The sequence below is a fragment of the Pseudidiomarina sp. WS423 genome (assembly GCF_050750165.1).
In the GTDB taxonomy this organism is placed as follows: Bacteria; Pseudomonadota; Gammaproteobacteria; order Enterobacterales; family Alteromonadaceae; genus Pseudidiomarina; species Pseudidiomarina fusca.
Window position 1 is genome coordinate 1 of the sequence record NZ_JBOJLN010000023.1, and the last position, 19,911, is coordinate 19,911.

Below are 19,911 nucleotides of genomic sequence, written 5' to 3' on the forward strand. Positions count from 1 at the left end.
GGCGAAAGCCAGCTTTTTTATGGGTTAAAGCTAATTAGGCTTGTTCACGAGCAATGGCACGATAGCCAATGTCAGTGCGATAGAATGCCTGGTTCCAACGGATCTTACTAACGCCAGCATAAGCTTGCTGTTGAGCAGCGCTCACGCTATCGCCAATAGCAGTCACACACAGAACGCGGCCGCCGGCCGTCACTACTTGCCCTTCAGTATTGAGAGCCGTGCCAGCATGAAAGACCTTCACGCCAGTGGCTTCAGCTTCAGTAATGCCTGAAATCGCATCACCTTTGGCATAGCCATCTGGATAACCGCCAGCCGCCATCACCACGCCCACAGTCGCACGCGGATCAAACTGAATCTCACGACCAGCTAATTGGCCGGCGCAGGCAGCTAAGCACAGTTCAACTAAATCAGACTGTAAGCGCATCATGATGGGTTGAGTTTCAGGATCACCAAAGCGGCAATTGTACTCAAGTACTTTGGCGCTGCCGTCTGCTGCAATCATCAAACCAGCATAGAGAAAGCCAGTGTAAGGATGGCCTTCAGCTGCCATACCCTCTATGGTTGGCTGAATCACATGCTGCATCACCCATTCGTGCACACTAGGGGTAACCACAGGGGCTGGGGAGTAAGCCCCCATACCGCCCGTATTAGGGCCTTGGTCGCCGTTGTCACGTGCTTTATGATCTTGGCTCGAGGCAAACGGCAGCGCCGTAGTGCCATCCACCATGACAATAAAGCTTGCCTCTTCACCAACTAAGAACTCTTCAATCACTACTCGGCTACCCGCATCACCAAAGCGGTTACCTGCCAGCATGTCAGCAATAGCAGCATCAGCTTCAGCAAGAGTTTGCGCAATGATCACGCCTTTGCCAGCAGCTAAACCGTCAGCTTTGATGACGATTGGAGTGCCTTGCGCACGCACATAGGCTTGTGCGGCTTCAACGTCCGTAAAGGTGCCATAGGCAGCGGTTGGTATTTGGTGACGTGCTAAAAAGTCTTTGCTGAAAGCTTTTGAGCCCTCAAGTTGAGCTGCGGCCTGAGTTGGCCCGAAAATAGTGAGGCCCGCTGCGGTAAAACTGTCAACGACGCCCGCAACCAGCGGCGCTTCTGGGCCTACAATCGTTAGGGCAACCTGCTGCTGTTGCGCAAAGGCTAGTAAGGCAGCGATATCATCAGCAGCAATGGCCACGTTTTCGATACCAGTTTCAATAGCAGTGCCGGCATTACCAGGAGCGACAAACACTTGCTCCACACCCTGACACTGTGCGGCTTTCCAAGCTAATGCATGTTCGCGGCCACCGCCGCCAATTACCAATACTTTCATGAAGGTACTCGTTAATTATGAGGTTTAACAAATTTTAACGTAAAGCGGTCACTCTCACCAATCTCAATATACTTGTCGCGATCTTGATCGCCGGCAGCTAAGGTTGGTGGCAAGGTCCATACGCCGCGTGGATGCTCAGTGGTGTCGTTTGGATTCGCATTGATCTCACTGCGCGCAACCAGTTCAAATCCAGCCGCCTCAGCGAGTGCGATGGTATAGCTTTCTTTGATATAGCCGCTTGATTCCATATCACTATCCGGACGAGTTTCCGGTAACCGGTGATCAACAATCCCTAACATGCCACCGGGTTTGAGAGCTTGATAAAAGGTCGCAAAGGCACCTTTCATACCGGCTTCACCACTGGCCATGTACCAATTATGCAGGTTACGGAAGGTGAGCACTCTATCAGCACTTGCTGGTGGTGCAATAGTACTATTCTCTAAGGGCGAAAATTCAGTGATGATGACGTTACCGAACAGAGCATCGTTAGCAACTCGTTCGGCATAGTTAGCGCGCGCACGAATAGCGAAACCACGCTCGTCAGAAGTGGCAAAGCCAGCCGCATAGAGTTGCCCATGCTGATGCAGATAAGGGGCTAGGATTTCGCTATACCAACCACCACCTGGCCAAATCTCGACCACTGTGTGGTGCGGCTCCACTTCAAAAAACTCGAGTGTTGCTTGGGGATTTCGGTACTGATCTCGTTGCATGTTGCTTGGCGTGCGCGCCGGGCTATTCATGGCTTCGGCCAATGCGGTGCTGTGAGCAGGGGCAGCTGCTTCATTCGAGCAGGCGCCCAGTAACGGAGTAAACAGTAGCGCTACGGCTACACCGGTTAATAGTTGGCGTTTAGTGGGCATCGCTAGTTTCCTTTTGCATCATTAAGTTATATGAGCTTAGCGCTAATCGTTCAGTTAGCAACTAAGCTCGCTCTCAATAACCTACGAATTAGTGACGGAAATGGCGCATTCCAGTAAAGACCATGGCGATCCCATGCTCGTTGGCAGCTGCGATAATTTCTTCGTCACGAATCGATCCACCGGGTTGAATAATGGCAGTAATACCAGCCGCAGCAGCAGCGTCAATCCCGTCGCGGAAGGGGAAGAAGGCATCGGATGCCATCACCGAGCCTGCTACCTCAAGGTTCTCATCAGCAGCTTTGATACCAGCGATCTTGGCGCTGTATACACGGCTCATTTGGCCGGCGCCAACGCCAATCGTCATACCGTCTTTGGCATACACAATCGCATTAGATTTCACAAATTTGGCTACTTTCCAGCAGAATAACAAGTCTTCCAACTGCGCGGCAGTTGGCTGCTTGTCGGTAACCACTTTGAGATCGGCTATGGTGATTTCACCTAAATCGTTGTCTTGCACCAACAAGCCACCATTAACGCGCTTGTAGTCGAAACTTGGTACTCGTTGTGGTGCCCATTCGCCACACTCGAGTACGCGCACATTGGTTTTACTAGCGAGTGCATCTTTAGCCGCTTGGCTAATCACCGGGGCAATAATGACCTCAACAAACTGACGCGCCACGATTGCAGCAGCGGTCTCACCGTCAAGCTCACGGTTAAAAGCAATAATGCCACCAAAGGCTGAGGTTGGGTCGGTTTTAAAGGCGCGTTCATAAGCATCCAACGGATGGTTACCGATTGCCACGCCACATGGGTTGGCATGTTTCACAATCACACAAGCTGGTGCAGTAAAAGATTTCACACACTCAAGGGCGGCATCAGTGTCGGCAATGTTATTAAAGGATAATTCTTTACCCTGCAGCTGAATCGCAGTGGCGACTGATGCTTCTGCTGGTTTGTGCTCAACATAAAAAGCGGCTTGCTGATGGCTGTTTTCGCCATAGCGTAAATCTTGTTTCTTCTGTAACTGGGTATTAAAGGTACGTGGGAATTTACTGCTTTGCTGGGGCAACCGTGCGCCAAAATATTGAGCAATCATGCCATCATATTGAGCTGTGTGTTCAAAAGCTTTAATCGCTAAGTTAAAACGAGAATCGAAGCTTAGGCTGTTTTGATTAGCATCCATCTCGGCAATAACTGCGGCGTAATCATCAGCATTCACAATAATAGTCACGTCTTGATGATTTTTGGCGGCTGCACGCACCATCGTTGGGCCACCAATATCAATATTCTCTACCGCATCAGCATGGCTACAATCTGGTTTCGCGACAGTTTCTGCAAACGGGTATAAATTTACTACCACCATATCTATGGCAGCAATACCTTGCTCTTGCATCACCGCTTGGTCTCGATCACGACGAGCTAAAATGCCGCCATGAATTTTAGGATGCAAGGTCTTTACGCGACCGTCCATAATCTCCGGCTGGCCAGTATGTTCTGACACATCTGTTACGGCAATTTGGTGCTGGCGCAGTAAGGCTGCCGTACCACCTGTTGAGAGCAGCTCGACGCCACGTTGCACCAAAGCCTGAGCAAATTCGACAATGCCAGTTTTGTCAGAAACACTGAGTAAAGCGCGTTGAATAGGGCGGTGTTGCATGAAATGTTACCTTTCTTTAATAGTGAGTATTAAGTATTCAGTAGATACCAGTAAACTAAGATAGTTAATTTAAGTATGTGTTAGCAAATAACCTAGGCGTTAAAAACTGAGGATTAGAAAGAAAAAAAGAGCACACCAGGCGCTCTTTTTTTGGGGGCACTTAGTTCATGCCGTATTTTTTCAGCTTCTTACGCAAGGTACCACGGTTAATGCCAAGCATTGTCGCGGCGCGGGTTTGATTACCACGCGTGTAAGTCATGACCTCTTCTAACAACGGTGCTTCAACTTCAGCCAAAACCAACTCATACAATTCTTCAGGATCATGTCCTTCTAATTGCTTTAAGAATGAGTTCATGGCTTGCTTTACTGAATCACGTAGTGGCTTCGGCTGGGCATTGTTACCAATGGTGGTAAATGGAGAAACCGGGTCACGATGTGCGTTTTGATCAAACATAGGTGCGCTCTATCTCTTTAGTTTACTGTTACAAAAAAATTCGCCAAGGCGTCGAGTTGCTCGGCTGCATCCTCAATCACCAAAAACTGCTGGCGAAAATCCGCATTGGGTTGTTGTTGTTGCAAGTACCAACCCACATGTTTTCTGGCAATCCTTACACCGCTAAAGTCACCATAGTGTGCGTGCAAGCGTTTCACATGCTGCTGCACAACTCGGCTAACTTCATGCGCCGTTGGTGGTGCTAAGTGTTCGCCCGTTGCTAAAAAATGGGCGATCTCACGAAACAACCAAGGATTACCTTGGGCGCCGCGACCAATCATGATGGCGTCGGCACCGGTATACGCTAAAACCTCGCGTGCTTTTTCTGGCGTCGTAATGTCGCCATTAGCAACTACGGGTATCGACACCGCCGCCTTGATTGCTTTGATGGTGTCGTACTCGGCGTGGCCTTTGTACATACAAGCTCGAGTACGTCCGTGTACGGCTAACGATTGTATTCCCGCTTGCTCCGCAATTTGGGCAATGGTTACTCCGTTACGATGCTCAGGCGTCCAGCCTGTGCGAATTTTTAGCGTGACTGGCACATCCACAGCAGCTACCACAGCAGTTAGAATAGCTTCTACAAGCTTTGGATACTGCAGCAGGGCCGAGCCAGCTAATTTCTTATTCACCTTTTTTGCTGGGCAGCCCATATTGATATCAATGATTTGCGCTCCGTGCTCAACATTGTGAACAGCAGCCGCAGCCATCAATTCAGGTTCTGACCCTGCAATTTGCACAGCTTTCACTCCCGGTTCATCAGCATGGCCCATTCGGTCTTGCGACTTTTTAGTGGCCCACACTTGCGGATTGCTCGAGAGCATTTCGGACACTGCCAACCCGGCTCCCAATTCTAAGCAGAGCTGTCGAAATGGAAGGTCTGTCACACCGGCCATGGGTGCGAGAATTACCGGATTTTCTATTGGATATGGTCCGATCCGCATCGGTTAAAAACTGTGCAACTCAAGGGTCGGAAATTTTAGGGAATTTAGCGCAGAAAGAAAAGGCTGTAATTTGTACAAAAACAGCCTTTTTTGCATTTTTTCCACTTGACAAAGTTACTCAAGACTAGTGTTTGCGTTTCGCGTGTAACATCACCCAACCTTCGCTGACACGAACCGGGCTAAAGTCGAATTCTTTGTTATAAGCGGCTTGTACTGCCGGAACTTGACGCTCCAGAATACCAGACATGATGAGTTCACCGCCTGGAGCAACAAAAGCACTAATGACCGGAGCTAATTCTTGTAAGGGGCCGGCCAAAATATTGGCCATGACCAACTCGGCTTGTAACTCCGGTTGCTGACTTGGTAAATACACGGCTAAGCGTTCAGCAACACCATTGCGCTCAGCATTGGCGGTACTGGCAATCAGAGCTTGTTGATCGATATCGGTACCAATAGCCTGTTTGGCACCCAGCAACAATGCTGCAATCGCCAAAATGCCTGAGCCACAGCCAAAATCAACCACGGTCTTACCAGCCACCTCAGCGCTATCCAACCATTCCAAACAAAGTGCCGTAGTAGGGTGAGTTCCTGTACCAAAGGCCATCCCCGGGTCGAGCATGATATTGACCGCATCGGGCTCGGGGATATCACGCCAGCTAGGGCAAACCCACAGCCGTTGACCAAAACGAATGGGATGAAAGTTATCCATCCACTCACGCTCCCAATCTTTGTCTTCAAGAGCATCGGTTTTGTATTGTAGCTCGTCTTTGAAGTAACTCGATTTGCGCAGGTTAGCGAGGATTGGTTTAAGGTCGGTTTCAGCTGGAAACAAACCAGTCACTAGAGTTTCCTGCCAATAGATGAGTTCGCCCAGCGGAGGCTCAAAAATCGGGTTGTCTTGGGCATCGCGATAGGTGACGGCCATAGCGCCATTGCCCTGCAGCATGTCGCCCACAAGGGGCGCATGCTTTTCAGGAGCCGATACGGTAAGTTGAATCCAAGGCATAGGCGTTAGTGACCACCCATGCCGAGCTTTTTCTCTAGATAGTGGATGTTCGTGCCACCGTGCTGGAAGTTTTCATCGGCCATGATGTCTTTCTGCAATGGCACATTGGTTTTAATACCTTCAATGATTAACTCACTCAGCGCATTGCGCATACGCGCTATTGCTACATCACGATTTTCACCATAGGTAATTAACTTGCCAATCATCGAATCGTAATTAGGTGGTACTCGATAATCTGCATACACATGCGAATCCCAACGCACTCCTAAACCACCTGGTGGGTGGAAGCGGGTGATGGTACCCGGCGATGGAATAAAAGTTGCTGGATCTTCAGCGTTAATCCGGCATTCAACAGCATGTCCGCGAATCACTACGTCTTCTTGTGAAATCGATAATTGACGACCCGCGGCAATGCGCAGTTGCTCTTTAATGAGATCGATTCCGGTAACCATTTCGGTAACTGGATGCTCAACCTGAATACGGGTATTCATTTCAATGAAATAGAATTCGCCGTTTTCGTAAAGGAACTCAAACGTACCGGCACCACGATAGCCAATCTCGATGCAGGCTTTGGCACAGCGTTCACCAATAAACTTACGCATCTCTGCGGTAATGCCTGGTGCTGGCGCTTCTTCAACGACCTTTTGGTGGCGGCGTTGCATCGAACAATCTCGCTCACCTAAGTAAACGGCGTTACCTTGACCATCAGCCAACACTTGAATCTCAATATGGCGAGGATTCTCTAAAAACTTCTCCATGTACACCATGGAGTTACCGAAGGCTGCTCCGGCTTCTGCTTTGGTGGTGCTAATAGCGCGAATCAGTTCGTCTTCTTTACGCACGACCCGCATGCCACGACCACCGCCGCCCCCAGCAGCTTTTACTATCACTGGATAGCCAATACGCTTAGCGGTTTTTAAGTTGGTGGCTTCATCGTCACCTAACGGACCGCCAGAGCCAGGCACACAAGGCACGCCTGCTTTCTTCATCGCCTCAATAGCAGAAACTTTATCGCCCATCAGGCGAATAACATCAGCGGTTGGGCCGACAAAAATGAAACCAGAGTTTTCTACTTGTTCGGCAAAGTCGGCATTCTCAGCAAGAAAGCCATAACCCGGGTGGATAGCTGCTGCGTCAGTAATTTCCGCCGCACTAATAATGCGTGGAATATTCAAATAACTATTAGTAGCAGGTGCATCGCCAATACAGATAGACTCATCGGCTAGCAGCACATGCTTCAAATTGCGGTCAACGGTAGAGTGTACCGCTACGGTTTTAATTCCGAGCTCTTTACAGGCGCGCAAAATACGCAGCGCAATCTCGCCTCGGTTAGCTATAACAACCTTATCTAACATGATTTTGGTCCTGGCTGATGCCGTTACTCAATAACAAATAATGGCTGATCAAACTCAACCGGCTCACCGTTTTCTACAAGAATTTGTTTCACCACTCCGCCTTTGTCGGCTTCGATCTGGTTCATCATTTTCATCGCTTCTACAATGCATAAGGTTTCGCCAGCTTTAACCTGTTGGCCAACGCTGACAAAGTCAGCGGCACCCGGTGCTGGAGCTGCGTAGAAAGTGCCAACCATAGGTGATTTAACAACATGGCCTGAAATTTCTGGCGCTGCTGCTTCTGCTGCAGGTGCTGCCGCCGCTGCCGCCGCCGGAGCTGGTGCCGGAGCAGGATAATGATGCATCGGTGCCGCTTGATAATGGACCGGAGCGCTGTGGCTGCCACCACGATGAATACGAACGGATTCTTCACCTTCGGTAATTTCTAATTCAGCGATACCAGATTCTTCTACTAGTTCGATTAATTTCTTAATTTTACGAATATCCATGAGTATTAATTACCTAATTAAATGTTATGAGTTGTGCTGTAAGTGCTGCTGGGCTGCTTGCAACGCGAGGCTATAGCCTTGCGCGCCAAGTCCACAGATAACCCCTACGGCTAGGTCTGATAAATAAGAATGCTTACGAAAGGCTTCGCGTGCATGAATATTGGAAAGATGTACTTCGATAAAAGGAATAGCTACCCCGGCCAAGGCATCACGCAAGGCAATGCTAGTATGAGTAAAGGCGCCTGGGTTGATTAGAATAAAATCGACATGGGTGGTTCTAGCTTCATGAATCCACTCAAGCAGTTGATGCTCAGCATTAGACTGTCTGCAGTCTAAAACAAGGTTTAACTGCTCAGCTTGTTGCCGCAGTTGATGCTCAATATCATTGAGGGTTTGTGAACCATAAATATCGGGCTCCCGAGTGCCTAACAAATTAAGGTTAGGGCCATTGAGAAGCAATAGTCTTGATGTTCTGGCATTTTTTGTCGTCATAATGCTGCGATCTGCTGCGAAACGTCATGTCTCTAGGAATTTAGAGAATTAGAGGCCAAATTTGGCCTCTAGTTCCATGCTTATCTTGGCATTATAGAGAAAAAATGAGATTACGCAGCAAAATACTGGTCTTATCACCGCAGTTCGCTGCAATCTTTAATTTTCTGTTGTACTTTTTACATGCTCTGTAAATTCATCCGCCGGTAAAAACCCAGTGACTCTGGCACCTTGAACTTCCTCGCCGGCATAGAAAAATAAAATGGTAGGCAAACCTAATACCTGGTAGTGCTGCAATATTGCATTGTTCTCAGCCGTGTTGGCGGTAACGTCTGCTTGTAGCAAGCGCACATCGCTCAAGGCTTGCTGAACCTGCTCGTTAGCAAAGGTGTAGCGCTCAAACTCTTTACAAGCAACGCACCAGTCGGCGTACAAATCTAACATCACCCACTGTTGATTAGCTGCGGCTGCTGCTAACTCGGCCTCAATTGCGGCAACAGAAGTCACTTGTTTGAAAGGCAAATGAGCGCTGCTGGGCTGTGGCCACCAGGTATAGAGTAAGCCACTAGCAAGAATTAGCCAAACACTGCTGAACACCACTGCTGGCTTGCGCGCCATTTCAGCCCAGCCGCTAACAATAAGGTAAATCGCACTAGCACAGATAAAGAGCACCCATAGCCAATCTGCTACGTGAAAGGGCAAGAGGCGTTCTACTAAAACCAGCGCAACTGCGAGCAAGATAACGCCGAACAACCGTTTTACTGTGTTCATCCAAGCGCCGGCTTTAGGCAATAGTTTGCCACCCGTTACTCCGAACACTAATAAGGGTAGGCCCATGCCGATACTCAATGCATATAGAATGGCCCCGCCATTTACGATATCGCCCGACTGCGCAATGAATAGCAGCACGCCAGATAGCGGAGCGGTAGTGCATGGTGAGGCTATTAATCCTGATAGGGCACCCATAATAAAGACACTGGAATGTGCTCCACCACGTTGACCTTGGCTAATACTATTGAGGTAATTTTGCCACTTACTCGGTAAGGTGATGGTATACACACCCATCATACTCAGGGCCAGCAACACAAACACTAGGGCTAGCACCACTAACAAAACTGGGTGCTGTAACATGGCTTGATAGCGCAATCCAGCTAGGGCTACCACAATACCTAGTGCTGAATAGGTCACGGCCATCCCTTGTACATAAGCGAACGACAAGGTAAATGCACGCAGCGTGGTTAAGGGTTTGCGCGCAGCTGTTGTCGAGCCAGTAGCCGATGCAGCAGGCCCAGAAGACCCCATGATGATGGCAGAAATAATCGGGTACATAGGCAACACGCAAGGCGTAAAAGCTAAGCCAATCCCGAGGACTAAAAATAAGCCCAGTGACAACCACAGAGGCTGCTCATGAATTGCATCAAAAATGCTAGCAGATTCTGATTGTTGACTATTCTCAGTGATCTGCTCAAAAGACACTGCCGTGCCTGTGGCTTGTACGGCATTCAGCGCGATGGTTTTATCCGTGGGCGGGTAACATAAACCGGCATCGGCGCAGCCCTGATAAGAAATCACGAAAGTTTGCTGAGGCGCCGCCTGCTGCAATTCATAAGTGATTTCAACGTAATCGCGATACACCACCGTTTCGCCGAAAAACTCATCAACGTGGGGCTCACCTTCTGGTAATTGTGGTTGCGCTTGCAAAGCCACATCACTTTTCACCACAAATCGGTGCTGGTAGAGATAATAAGATGGCGCAATGGTCCATTGTAAGGTCAGCTGATCGCCGTCTTGCTTAAAATTGAACGCAAAAGCTTCGTCAACAGGTAAGAATTCGGGTTGTTGAAAAGGGTCACTACTTTGGAGCTGAAACTGTTGTGCCTGAGCCCCAGCAGTGAGCAACCATACTAGCGCGAATAAAGTAGAGAGAATAACGAGAGGGTACTGCTTAACTGTCATGATTGGGTGACCTGTGTTATCCAATTTAAATAATCGGGTGAGCCTTCCGTAATAGGCACAGCAATAAGTTCCGCCACATCGTAGGGGTGTGCCTGTTGCACCAGCGCAAAGAGTGCCTCAAGACAGCCTACGGTTGTCTTGATCTGTAACAAGACTTCTTCATCGGCATGGATATGATCATCCCACCAATACATGGATGTTGTTGGCGATGAAATATTAACGCAGGCAGCTAAGCGCGCTCGTAAAACTTTTTCAGCAATGGCTTTAGCTGATTGCTTGCTAGGACAACTGCATACCACAATACGATAGGTTGACGATGTTGGCATTAGTTTTATCTCTTCTCATTGAGTACGCTAAAAGACTATCTTACGACCAGTATACGAAAACAAAAAAAATTTATCATTGCACCTTGAGTTCTTATTTTTACCCCCCATAACTGGTGCACATTCACTTTTTAACTGCTTTGGCTCATCCCCAAAGCTTTTATCAACCCACAAACTTAGGTTTAGGAGTTATCCAAGATGAAACTTCGTCCTTTACATGATCGAGTGATCATTAAGCGTTCAGAAGCAGAAACTAAATCTGCTGGTGGTATTGTATTGACCGGTTCAGCCGCAGAAAAATCAACCCAAGGTGAGGTTGTAGCTGTAGGTAACGGTCGTATCCTTGAAAATGGCGAGGTAAAAGCGCTAGACGTAAAAGTTGGCGATACCGTGCTATTTAACGAAGGATATGGTGTTAAGACGCAAAAGATCGAGGGTGAAGAGTACTTGATCATGAGCGAATCAGACATTCTAGCGATCGTAGAAGGCTAAGGAGAAATAAACATGGCAGCTAAAGAAGTCATTTTTGGAAACAGTGCACGTCAACGCATGCTTAAAGGCGTGAACGTTCTTGCTGACGCAGTTAAAGTAACTTTGGGCCCGAAGGGTCGTAATGTCGTCCTAGAAAAATCATTTGGCGCACCTTTGATCACCAAAGATGGTGTTTCAGTAGCCAAAGAGATCGAACTAGAAGATAAGTTCGAAAATATGGGCGCACAGATGGTGAAAGAAGTTGCCTCTAAAGCTAATGACGAAGCAGGTGACGGTACTACCACTGCTACTGTGTTAGCTCAAGCAATTGTCAACGAAGGCTTGAAAGCGGTTGCTGCGGGCATGAATCCAATGGATTTAAAACGCGGTATTGATAAAGCCGTCATCAGTGCTGTTGAAGAGCTGAAGAAAATTTCACAACCTTGTGACAACACCAAAGCTATCGCTCAGGTAGGTACCATCTCAGCTAACTCAGATAGCACCATCGGTGAAATCATCGCTAAAGCGATGGAAAAGGTAGGCAAAGAAGGTGTTATCACGGTTGAAGAAGGTCAAGCATTGCAAGATGAACTTGACGTTGTTGAAGGTATGCAGTTTGACCGTGGTTACCTATCACCTTACTTCATCAATAATCAAGAAAACGGCACTGTTGAATTAGAAAGTCCGTTTATTTTATTGGTTGATAAAAAAGTATCAAACATTCGTGAATTGTTACCAGTTCTTGAAGGTGTAGCTAAATCAGGTAAGCCATTATTGATTATTGCCGAAGATGTTGAAGGTGAAGCCTTAGCGACTTTAGTTGTGAACAACATGCGTGGCATCGTGAAAGTAGCTGCAGTAAAAGCACCAGGCTTCGGCGATCGCCGTAAAGCTATGTTGCAAGACATCGCTGTATTGACTGGCGGTACTGTGATTTCAGAAGAAATTGGTATGGAGCTTGAGAAAGCTCAACTAGAAGATCTAGGTACTGCCAAACGAGTCGTGATCAACAAAGACAACACTACTATTGTTGATGGTAACGGCGACCAAGCAGCCATTGAAGGCCGTGTTGCTCAGATTCGTCAACAAGTAGAGGAAACTACTTCTGATTACGACCGCGAAAAACTGCAAGAACGTTTAGCTAAACTTGCTGGCGGTGTTGCAGTTATTAAAGTAGGTGCTGCGACTGAAGTAGAAATGAAAGAGAAGAAAGCACGTGTTGAAGATGCTCTGCATGCAACTCGCGCAGCGGTAGAAGAAGGCGTTGTGCCTGGTGGTGGTGTAGCATTAGTGCGAGCTGCTAGCAAACTTGCTGACTTACGCGGTGATAATGAAGACCAAAACGTAGGTATCAAGTTAGCACTTCGTGCGATGGAATCACCACTGCGTCAAATCGCTACTAACGCTGGCGCTGAAGGTTCTGTGGTAGCCAATAACGTGAAAAACGGCGAAGGTAACTACGGTTACAACGCAGGTCAAGACGTGTATGGCGACATGCTAGAAATGGGTATTTTGGATCCAACCAAAGTAACTCGTTCAGCGTTACAGTTTGCTTCATCTATCGCAGCCTTGATGATTACTACCGAAGCTATGGTAGCGGAAGTGCCAAAAGATGAGCCAGCTGCTCCAGATATGGGCGGCATGGGTGGAATGGGCGGCATGATGTAATTTCGATTACGTCATAAAACCATTCAAAACGGGGAGATGTTTCGGCATCTCCCTTTTTTATTTTGTATGTCACACTTTCAATCCGACTAGCGTCTAAACTAATAGAAGCGCATATAATGCGATATCGAGCGTCTCATAGGAGGACTCAAATGATGAAAAAAACTCTATTAGTAACTGGTTTAATGTTAGCTGGGCTATGTCACCAAACTGCGCTCGCGGCGGAAGCGAAAGTTAGTTGGGGTGACCCCAAAAAATTCTTTGATATTGAAGCTGTTGGCGATAAACAAGACCGCTTTGAACAGCGTGTTATGGACGAACTTACTGCTTATATTGGTGAATTAGCTGAGAAGCTGCCAGCCGATCATCATTTCACCATAGCTATTAATGATCTCGATTTAACTGGGCGTGTTGAGCCGGTCTTTGTTGACACTGGAATGCGCTATCAGCGTGTGGTCGACGAGATTAGTTATCCAATGATTAAGTTTACCTACAGTTATACCGATGCTAACGGACAAGTTATCCAAGAAGGTGAGGAACGGATAAAAGATTTAGGTAGCATTATTACTCGACGTGAAATCATGCGTAGTAGCCGTGATAATGTTTACTTTGAGAAACAACTGCTTCGTGATTGGTTCAAAGATAACTTTAAAGAGTATTTTTAACTAGCTCTTTCAATACTGCAAACGCCACTCCTTCAGAGTGGCGTTTTACTTGCTTCGCCGGCAATCTCTCGAACTAACTTTGGCACTAAAAATCCCGGTAGTTCAGCTAATAATTGTTGATACAGCTTAAGGGCTGCTTCATCGGTAACGGCAAAATGACTGGCACCAGCCACTTTATCTAATTGATGTAGATAATAAGGCATGATGTTGGCGGCAAAGAGTTTTTCGCTTAGTTCACTTAGGCAGGTAACTGAGTCATTAATCCCCTTTAACAGCACGCTTTGATTTAGCAGCGTAACACCGGCTTGATGCCAAGCTAATGCGGCCGCAGCTAGTTCGTCTGCTACTTCTCGCGGGTGATTGATATGCAACACCAGAATAGCTTGCAGGTGACTTCGGGCTAAGCGCTCGGCAAGCTTGCTGGTTAATCGCGTCGGCAATACTACGGGTAGCCGTGAATGGATTCGTATGCGGCGTAATTGCGGTAGTTGCTCTAAGGTTGTTAGTATCTCATCAAGCTTTTCATCGGTAGCCAAAAGGGGATCGCCGCCACTTAAAATCACTTCATTAATATTGGTATCCGACGCTATGGTGGCAACTAAGCTGGCCAGTTCAGACCTACCAAAGCTATGCTGTTGATAAGGAAAATGACGACGAAAACAATAGCGGCAGTTAATCGCACAGCCACCTTTTAAGATAACTAACACGCGCGACTTATATTTATGTAGAATCCCCGGCTGTGTATTAGACTGCTCAGCTAAAGGGTCTTTGGTAAATTCTGGATGTTCAGTAAATTCGTTCTGGTGCGGCATCACCTGCAAGAGCAAAGGGTCATTGCAATCACCTGGCTGCATCAACTTCACAAAATGAGGCGTCACCCGCAGTGGAAACAGACGCCTTGCTTCGCGATGTTGAGCAACCCAGCTAGCCGGTAGTTGCAGTAACTCACCAAGCTGTTCGGGTGAGGTTATTGCTTGCGCTAACTGCTGTTGCCACAGAGGACGAATGGATACTGCTTGAGAATCGGACACAAAAAACCTACTTATTATTTCCACGAACGAATTATTTTACCTGAAAAATACTGCGTTATGGTTTATTATTGCGCGCGAAATCGCTTAATTTAAAAGCATACGAGGAAGCTATGGCGAATTACAGCACAAACGAATTTAAAGCTGGCTTAAAAATCATGCAAGATGGTGAGCCCTGTTCAATTGTAGAAAACGAAATGGTTAAGCCTGGTAAAGGGCAAGCCTTTAACCGTGTTCGTATTCGTAAATTAATCAGCGGCAAAGTTGTTGAGAAGACCTTCAAATCAGGTGACTCAGTAGAAGGTGCGGATGTTGTTGATGTTGATTTAGCCTATCTCTATAACGATGGCGAGTTCTGGCATTTTATGAACAACGAAACCTTTGAGCAATTGGCTGCCGATGCAAAAGCTGTGGGCGACATGACCAAATGGTTAGTTGAGCAAGATGTATGTACGTTAACACTTTGGAACGGTAACCCGATCGCGGTAACACCACCTAACTTTGTTGAGTTAGAGATCGTTGAAACCGATCCTGGTTTGAAAGGTGATACTGCTGGTACCGGTGGTAAGCCAGCTACGTTGTCTACAGGCGCGGTGGTTCGGGTTCCATTATTCGTACAGATTGGCGAAATCATTAAAGTAGATACTCGCTCTGGCGAATACGTATCACGCGTACAAAAGTAAATCAGTTAGGGCATAGCAGTGCAGCTATCAGATAATTGGCGGCCATCCGCGTCGTTAGAATTATTGCAACAACGGGCAGCATTGCTACGCCAACTTCGAGAGTTTTTCTGGCAACGTCAGGTGCTAGAAGTGGATACGCCATTGCTGTCACGCTATGGCGTAACCGATGTTCATCTGAGTAATCTGCAAACCGAAATTGCGGTGTTACCAAACCAACCTTTTTATCTACAGACATCACCCGAGTACGCCATGAAGCGCCTGCTGGCTGCTTATGGTTGTAGCATCTATCAACTTGGAAAAGTCTTTCGAGATGATGAAGTAGGGCCACGGCATAACCCTGAATTCACGATGTTAGAATGGTATCGTGTTGGCTTTACGATGGCAGAGCTTATTGCGGAAGTCGTCGAACTCCTATTATTAGTGTTGGGTGAGCGTATGGTTGTCCAACAAACCTATCAAGAGCTCTTTCAGCGTTATCTCGCAGTTGATCCTCTTGCGGCTTCAGTCTCGCAACTGCAACGGGCTTTAAGTGATTACACCGAAGTTGCAGATTTAGCTGAGCGCGAGGACGATCGAGACACTTTACTGCAATTAGCCATGGCTTGCGTGATTGAGCCTCGCTTAAATATTGACGCAATAACCATTGTCACTCATTTTCCGAGTAGCCAAGCAGCCTTGGCAGAAATTGCCGCTGATGATAGTCGTGTGGCCTTGCGATTTGAGGTGTATGCGGGCGGAGTAGAGCTAGCCAATGGCTATCAAGAGCTCACGCAAGCAGCCGAACAAACGCAACGTTTTGCGATAGATAATCAACTACGTTTGCAGTTGAGGCGTCCTCAAGCTGCAGCCGACACGCGATTACTACAAGCACTTGCTGCAGGGTTTCCGAACTGTGCCGGAGTCGCTTTAGGGTTTGACCGATTACTCATGATCCAAAGCAAAAAGGCGAACATTCAATCTGTGCTACCTTTTGATCTGTCTTGCGCCTAATTAAGTAATGTTATAATATAACACGACTGTCTTGGCACACCTTAAGTAAAAGCACGGATTATCATGACGCAACGTTCGCTCGACAAAACTGGTATTTGGGTAACCACCTTATGTGCGTTACATTGCCTCGCTTTGCCTGTGATTTTGCCGTTGTTGTCGGTGATTGGTTTATCTTTTATTGGCGAAGAGTTTTTAGAGCGTACCATCCTTTCGTTGAGTATTGTGATTGGTCTTATCGCCTTAGGCTTCGGCGTGCGGAAACATGCGCAATGGTACCCGTTATTATTATTAATTTGCGGTGGGGCTGTTTACTGGAATAAAGATAGCTTTGGTGAATTTGCTGAGCCTTTAGTTATTCTCATTGGTGCCGGTCTAATCATTGCTGCGCACTGGGTTAACTTAAGATTAGTACGCAGCTGTCCGATCAAGCCTCAAGTGCAATAGGCTATTGCACTTTACGAGTTAGGATAACCCCAGCTTCCATGTGATGAGTATATGGAAACTGATCAAATAACGCCGTTTGGGTAACTTCGTGAGTGTTGGCTAATTGGCCAATGTTTTCAGCTAAGGTTTCCGGGTTACAGGAAATATAAACAATCATCTCGTACTGACGTACAAGCTCAATCGTATCCATATCTAATCCAGCTCTTGGCGGATCCACTAAAACCGTTTGGCAATTAAAACTCAAAACATCGGCCTCAGTCGCGCGGCGAGATTGTTTACTGCCAGCCAGAACGGCACTGAAATCTTCAGCAGACATCCTAACTAAAGTGACATTCTTTATATTATTTAATTCGCAGTTATAAATAGCAGAAGCGACAGAAGTTTTACTTATTTCTGTAGCCAACACCCGGTCAAAGTTTTGTGCTAACGGCAAACTGAAATTCCCATTACCACAATACAGTTCGAGTAAGTCGCCAGGACGGTCTTGTGTGGCTGCTAGGGCCCATTCAATCATATGCTTATTTACTGCAGCATTAGGTTGCGTAAAGCTATTTTCAACTTGTTGAAAAGAGTAATCACGCCCGGCAATCGTTAAAGTCTCAGTTACCCAATCTTGCTCAAGACAGATTTTTTGCTTTTTTGCTCGGCCGATAATATGAATCTCACCATATTGGCTTAAGTGCTGCTTTAATTGCTGTGTGAATAACTGCCACTCTTCATCTAATTGGCGATGATAGATTAATGAAATCAGTGCTTGATTTGTGGTTGTGGTAAGAAACTCTACCTGAAACAGCTTATCGCGCAGTACCGGTTGGTATTTAACGTAGTCAATAATGGCCGGCATCAAGTGATTAATAAGCTCACTCCCTACCGGAAATTGATCGGTGCGTATCTTAGCGCGCGTTTCTGCGTCAAACATGATGTAGAACAGGTCATCGCCGTCATGCCAAACTCTAAATTCGGCCCGCATTCGATAATGCGAGGCCGGCGAGGAAAATACTGTTGGAGATGCCGCAGTATAAGGAGCCAGCAGCTGTTGCAAGCGCGTTACTTTAGTCTCAAGTTGACTGGCATAGTGGGCCGGATTAACTGCACCTGTAGTCATGGTTGCTCCTATCGCTAAAAAAGACTGGGCATTGTAACCTTCGACTTAAAAATGTCTACTAGCATGACCGAGCAATTCAAAATGTAAAAATCTACCTATGACATTGCACATATCGGAAATATAGACAATGATGACAGGGTTAGATATTTTTATCTAAGAAACTCCCATAAATAGAACAATATATAAAAAGGTTTCAGCTATGTCTAAAGTGTCCAAGTTAGGAATGTTTGCCATAACCACGGCGGCCTTGTGTGTTGCATCGGCCGTTCATGCGGAGCAGCCCGATTCGGCTGGCCACAACAAAGAGCGAGTGTTAGTCGAATTCAAACCAGGTACACAAAGACTTGTAGCTGACTATGTGATGGCTAATGATGCCAGCGAACCTGAGCCAACGCCTCCGCCTACGGACACCAAGAAAAAGGAGAAACCAAGAGAGCCTTGGCCTCCTAAGTTTATCGTTCTTGATCTTCCTGAACGTAACATGATGGCGTTGGAAGTTTCCGCTAATGCAATTCAGGGGCTACGTAATAATCCGAATGTGATTTCAGTAGAGCCGGATGAGAAGCGCTATCTCTACAGTACTCAATACGAACCTGGTAAGCCTTACGGCATCAGTCAGGTACAAGCAGACTTATTGAGTGATGGTGCCGCAGGTAGTCGAACTCTTTGTATTATCGATTCAGGGTATGATTTAGGCCATCCGGATCTGCCTCAGACGAATGTTTCTGGTAGTTTTGATGCTGGTACCGGCAATTGGTATACCGATGAGAACGGCCATGGTACCCACGTTGCCGGAACTATTGCGGCGTTAACCAATGGCGAAGGCGTTGTTGGAGTATTGCCCAATGGGCAAATCAATCTTCACATCGTGAAGGTGTTTGCTGAATCGGGTTGGGCCTATTCTTCTTCATTGATTGCCGCAACCGATGAATGTGTAGCAGCCGGTGCCCAAGTGATCAATATGAGTCTCGGTGGTTCTCGTGCGAGCAAAGCTGAAGAACGAGCTTTTGCCAATCTTGCCAATGCCGGCGTGCTAAGTGTCGCTGCCGCAGGTAATGACGGCAATACACGACATTCTTATCCTGCTTCTTATGCATCGGTCGTATCAGTCGCTGCAGTTGATGCTAACGAACAAATAGCTAGCTTTTCTCAACAGACAGATCAAGTTGAGTTAGCCGCGCCTGGGGTCGGTGTTTTATCTTCTGTACCTCGAGGTACCGGTGAAAAAGTAGAATTAACCGTAGCGAACACCCAATACACAGCCAATTCAATCGATGGTGCGTTTCCAACTATTGCCACGGGCGCATTAGCAGCTTGCGGTATTGCTGATACAGCATGTACAAATGTAGCTAACCAAGTCTGCTTGATTGAACGTGGCGTGGTATCTTTCGCTGAAAAGGTACAAGCCTGTGAAGCCGGTGGTGGCGTGGGCGCTGTTATATATAACAATGAACCGGGTGAGTTACTGGCAACCCTAGGTGATTATGCTGCCAGTATTCCAGCAGTCGGTATTAGCGCTGCCGATGGTGCGACTTTGTTAACCCAACTCGGTAGTAGCACCTCAGTAGGTTCAGCTACCAGCGATTGGGCTTTCTTTGATGGTACGTCAATGGCATCACCGCATGTTGCTGGTGTTGCAGCACTTGTTTGGTCTTATCATACAACCTGTAGCAACCAAGATATTCGCACCGCACTAACCCACACAGCTAAAGACTTGGGTACTAGCGGTAAAGACAATGCCTATGGTTACGGCTTAGTACAGGCAAAAGCCGCGGTTGATTACTTAGATAGTTATGGTTGTAGTGGAAATGGCGGTGATAATACCGGTGGCGGTGATACTGGGGGAGAAGATGGTAGTAATCCTGGTAGCGGTAAAGGAAATGGTAAAGGCGGTAAAAAGTAGCCTTTTCACTGGATTAGTAACAAAAAGCTCACCTTTGTGAGCTTTTTTTATGCGGGGTGAAC

20 protein-coding genes are annotated in these 19,911 nt (G+C 47.1%); 7 read left to right on the plus strand and 13 right to left on the minus strand.

Annotated elements, in window-relative coordinates:
• Positions 1-34 precede the first annotated feature (34 nt).
• From purD to cutA, 11 genes are all read right to left on the minus strand, one after another.
• Complete coding sequence (gene purD, locus ACQ661_RS12020) at positions 35-1,324, minus strand: phosphoribosylamine--glycine ligase (protein WP_110077007.1); 1,290 nt, start codon at positions 1,322-1,324, stop codon at positions 35-37.
• Between the two features lie 11 nt (positions 1,325-1,335).
• Positions 1,336-2,184, minus strand: coding sequence for a class I SAM-dependent methyltransferase (locus ACQ661_RS12025; protein WP_431668498.1), 849 nt, complete (start codon positions 2,182-2,184; stop codon positions 1,336-1,338).
• Positions 2,185-2,272: 88 nt separating this feature from the next.
• Positions 2,273-3,841 carry a bifunctional phosphoribosylaminoimidazolecarboxamide formyltransferase/IMP cyclohydrolase gene (gene purH, locus ACQ661_RS12030; protein WP_313933355.1) on the minus strand — a complete coding sequence of 523 codons (1,569 nt, stop codon included), beginning with the start codon at positions 3,839-3,841 and terminating at the stop codon, positions 2,273-2,275.
• Between the two features lie 160 nt (positions 3,842-4,001).
• The gene (fis, locus tag ACQ661_RS12035; protein WP_110077004.1) at positions 4,002-4,295 is read right to left on the minus strand and encodes a DNA-binding transcriptional regulator Fis; all 294 of its coding nucleotides are present in this window, start codon (positions 4,293-4,295) and stop codon (positions 4,002-4,004) included.
• Between the two features lie 17 nt (positions 4,296-4,312).
• Positions 4,313-5,278 (minus strand): tRNA dihydrouridine synthase DusB, encoded by a 966-nt coding sequence (dusB, locus tag ACQ661_RS12040; protein ID WP_110077003.1) that lies wholly within the window; start codon positions 5,276-5,278, stop codon positions 4,313-4,315.
• 124 nt (positions 5,279-5,402) lie between these two features.
• Positions 5,403-6,284: a 50S ribosomal protein L11 methyltransferase gene (gene prmA / locus ACQ661_RS12045; protein ID WP_110077002.1), complete on the minus strand. Its 882-nt coding sequence runs from the start codon at positions 6,282-6,284 to the stop codon at positions 5,403-5,405.
• A 5-nt stretch (positions 6,285-6,289) separates the two neighbouring features.
• Positions 6,290-7,639, minus strand: coding sequence for an acetyl-CoA carboxylase biotin carboxylase subunit (accC, locus tag ACQ661_RS12050; RefSeq protein WP_313933357.1), 1,350 nt, complete (start codon positions 7,637-7,639; stop codon positions 6,290-6,292).
• A 23-nt stretch (positions 7,640-7,662) separates the two neighbouring features.
• Positions 7,663-8,127, minus strand: coding sequence for an acetyl-CoA carboxylase biotin carboxyl carrier protein (gene accB / locus ACQ661_RS12055; RefSeq protein WP_369742705.1), 465 nt, complete (start codon positions 8,125-8,127; stop codon positions 7,663-7,665).
• Between the two features lie 24 nt (positions 8,128-8,151).
• The gene (aroQ, locus tag ACQ661_RS12060; protein ID WP_369742704.1) at positions 8,152-8,619 is read right to left on the minus strand and encodes a type II 3-dehydroquinate dehydratase; all 468 of its coding nucleotides are present in this window, start codon (positions 8,617-8,619) and stop codon (positions 8,152-8,154) included.
• A 156-nt stretch (positions 8,620-8,775) separates the two neighbouring features.
• Positions 8,776-10,572: a protein-disulfide reductase DsbD gene (locus ACQ661_RS12065; RefSeq protein ID WP_431668501.1), complete on the minus strand. Its 1,797-nt coding sequence runs from the start codon at positions 10,570-10,572 to the stop codon at positions 8,776-8,778.
• Entirely contained in the window at positions 10,569-10,898 is a 330-nt protein-coding gene (gene cutA / locus ACQ661_RS12070; protein WP_110076997.1) for a divalent-cation tolerance protein CutA, read from the minus strand. The genes ACQ661_RS12065 and cutA overlap by 4 nt, the downstream gene beginning before the upstream one ends.
• A 195-nt stretch (positions 10,899-11,093) precedes the next feature.
• On the opposite strand from cutA, the gene ACQ661_RS12075 reads away from it, so the two are divergent.
• The 3 genes from ACQ661_RS12075 (at position 11,094) to ACQ661_RS12085 (ending at position 13,696) form a co-directional block, all read left to right on the plus strand.
• Positions 11,094-11,387, plus strand: coding sequence for a co-chaperone GroES (locus ACQ661_RS12075; protein WP_110076996.1), 294 nt, complete (start codon positions 11,094-11,096; stop codon positions 11,385-11,387).
• Between the two features lie 12 nt (positions 11,388-11,399).
• On the plus strand, positions 11,400-13,034 hold the full coding sequence (gene groL / locus ACQ661_RS12080; RefSeq protein WP_369742702.1) for a chaperonin GroEL: 1,635 nt from the start codon (positions 11,400-11,402) through the stop codon (positions 13,032-13,034).
• A gap of 149 nt (positions 13,035-13,183) precedes the next feature.
• The gene (locus ACQ661_RS12085; RefSeq protein WP_431668503.1) at positions 13,184-13,696 is read left to right on the plus strand and encodes a DUF3016 domain-containing protein; all 513 of its coding nucleotides are present in this window, start codon (positions 13,184-13,186) and stop codon (positions 13,694-13,696) included.
• Between the two features lie 32 nt (positions 13,697-13,728).
• On the opposite strand, the gene epmB is transcribed toward ACQ661_RS12085, so the two are convergent.
• Positions 13,729-14,727: an EF-P beta-lysylation protein EpmB gene (epmB, locus tag ACQ661_RS12090; protein WP_431668505.1), complete on the minus strand. Its 999-nt coding sequence runs from the start codon at positions 14,725-14,727 to the stop codon at positions 13,729-13,731.
• A gap of 110 nt (positions 14,728-14,837) precedes the next feature.
• Between epmB and efp the strand changes: the two genes are divergently transcribed.
• From efp to ACQ661_RS12105, 3 genes are all read left to right on the plus strand, one after another.
• A complete protein-coding gene (efp, locus tag ACQ661_RS12095; protein WP_110076993.1) occupies positions 14,838-15,407 on the plus strand; it encodes an elongation factor P in 570 nt (189 codons plus the stop codon).
• An 18-nt stretch (positions 15,408-15,425) separates the two neighbouring features.
• Complete coding sequence (gene epmA, locus ACQ661_RS12100; RefSeq protein ID WP_431668507.1) at positions 15,426-16,397, plus strand: EF-P lysine aminoacylase EpmA; 972 nt, start codon at positions 15,426-15,428, stop codon at positions 16,395-16,397.
• Positions 16,398-16,460: 63 nt separating this feature from the next.
• The gene (locus ACQ661_RS12105; protein ID WP_110076991.1) at positions 16,461-16,841 is read left to right on the plus strand and encodes a MerC domain-containing protein; all 381 of its coding nucleotides are present in this window, start codon (positions 16,461-16,463) and stop codon (positions 16,839-16,841) included.
• A 1-nt stretch (position 16,842) separates the two neighbouring features.
• Here ACQ661_RS12105 and trmA read toward each other — a convergent pair whose 3' ends face one another.
• A complete protein-coding gene (gene trmA, locus ACQ661_RS12110) occupies positions 16,843-17,946 on the minus strand; it encodes a tRNA (uridine(54)-C5)-methyltransferase TrmA (protein ID WP_431668509.1) in 1,104 nt (367 codons plus the stop codon).
• 199 nt (positions 17,947-18,145) lie between these two features.
• Here trmA and ACQ661_RS12115 point away from each other — a divergent pair, with 199 nt between their 5' ends.
• A complete protein-coding gene (locus ACQ661_RS12115; RefSeq protein ID WP_431668510.1) occupies positions 18,146-19,849 on the plus strand; it encodes a S8 family serine peptidase in 1,704 nt (567 codons plus the stop codon).
• The last annotated feature ends 62 nt before the right edge of the window (positions 19,850-19,911 follow it).

Excerpts from the sequence above, each read along its gene's own strand:
- purD (WP_110077007.1), bottom strand. The coding sequence starts at position 1,324 with ATGAAAGTATTGGTAATTGGCGGCGGTGGCCGCGAACATGCATTAGCT.
- ACQ661_RS12025 (WP_431668498.1), bottom strand. The coding sequence starts at position 2,184 with ATGCCCACTAAACGCCAACTATTAACCGGTGTAGCCGTAGCGCTACTG.
- purH (WP_313933355.1), bottom strand. The coding sequence starts at position 3,841 with ATGCAACACCGCCCTATTCAACGCGCTTTACTCAGTGTTTCTGACAAA.
- fis (WP_110077004.1), bottom strand. The coding sequence starts at position 4,295 with ATGTTTGATCAAAACGCACATCGTGACCCGGTTTCTCCATTTACCACC.
- dusB (WP_110077003.1), bottom strand. The coding sequence starts at position 5,278 with ATGCGGATCGGACCATATCCAATAGAAAATCCGGTAATTCTCGCACCC.
- prmA (WP_110077002.1), bottom strand. The coding sequence starts at position 6,284 with ATGCCTTGGATTCAACTTACCGTATCGGCTCCTGAAAAGCATGCGCCC.
- accC (WP_313933357.1), bottom strand. The coding sequence starts at position 7,639 with ATGTTAGATAAGGTTGTTATAGCTAACCGAGGCGAGATTGCGCTGCGT.
- accB (WP_369742705.1), bottom strand. The coding sequence starts at position 8,127 with ATGGATATTCGTAAAATTAAGAAATTAATCGAACTAGTAGAAGAATCT.
- aroQ (WP_369742704.1), bottom strand. The coding sequence starts at position 8,619 with ATGACGACAAAAAATGCCAGAACATCAAGACTATTGCTTCTCAATGGC.
- ACQ661_RS12065 (WP_431668501.1), bottom strand. The coding sequence starts at position 10,572 with ATGACAGTTAAGCAGTACCCTCTCGTTATTCTCTCTACTTTATTCGCG.
- cutA (WP_110076997.1), bottom strand. The coding sequence starts at position 10,898 with ATGCCAACATCGTCAACCTATCGTATTGTGGTATGCAGTTGTCCTAGC.
- ACQ661_RS12075 (WP_110076996.1), top strand. The coding sequence starts at position 11,094 with ATGAAACTTCGTCCTTTACATGATCGAGTGATCATTAAGCGTTCAGAA.
- groL (WP_369742702.1), top strand. The coding sequence starts at position 11,400 with ATGGCAGCTAAAGAAGTCATTTTTGGAAACAGTGCACGTCAACGCATG.
- ACQ661_RS12085 (WP_431668503.1), top strand. The coding sequence starts at position 13,184 with ATGATGAAAAAAACTCTATTAGTAACTGGTTTAATGTTAGCTGGGCTA.
- efp (WP_110076993.1), top strand. The coding sequence starts at position 14,838 with ATGGCGAATTACAGCACAAACGAATTTAAAGCTGGCTTAAAAATCATG.
- ACQ661_RS12105 (WP_110076991.1), top strand. The coding sequence starts at position 16,461 with ATGACGCAACGTTCGCTCGACAAAACTGGTATTTGGGTAACCACCTTA.
- trmA (WP_431668509.1), bottom strand. The coding sequence starts at position 17,946 with ATGACTACAGGTGCAGTTAATCCGGCCCACTATGCCAGTCAACTTGAG.
- ACQ661_RS12115 (WP_431668510.1), top strand. The coding sequence starts at position 18,146 with ATGTCTAAAGTGTCCAAGTTAGGAATGTTTGCCATAACCACGGCGGCC.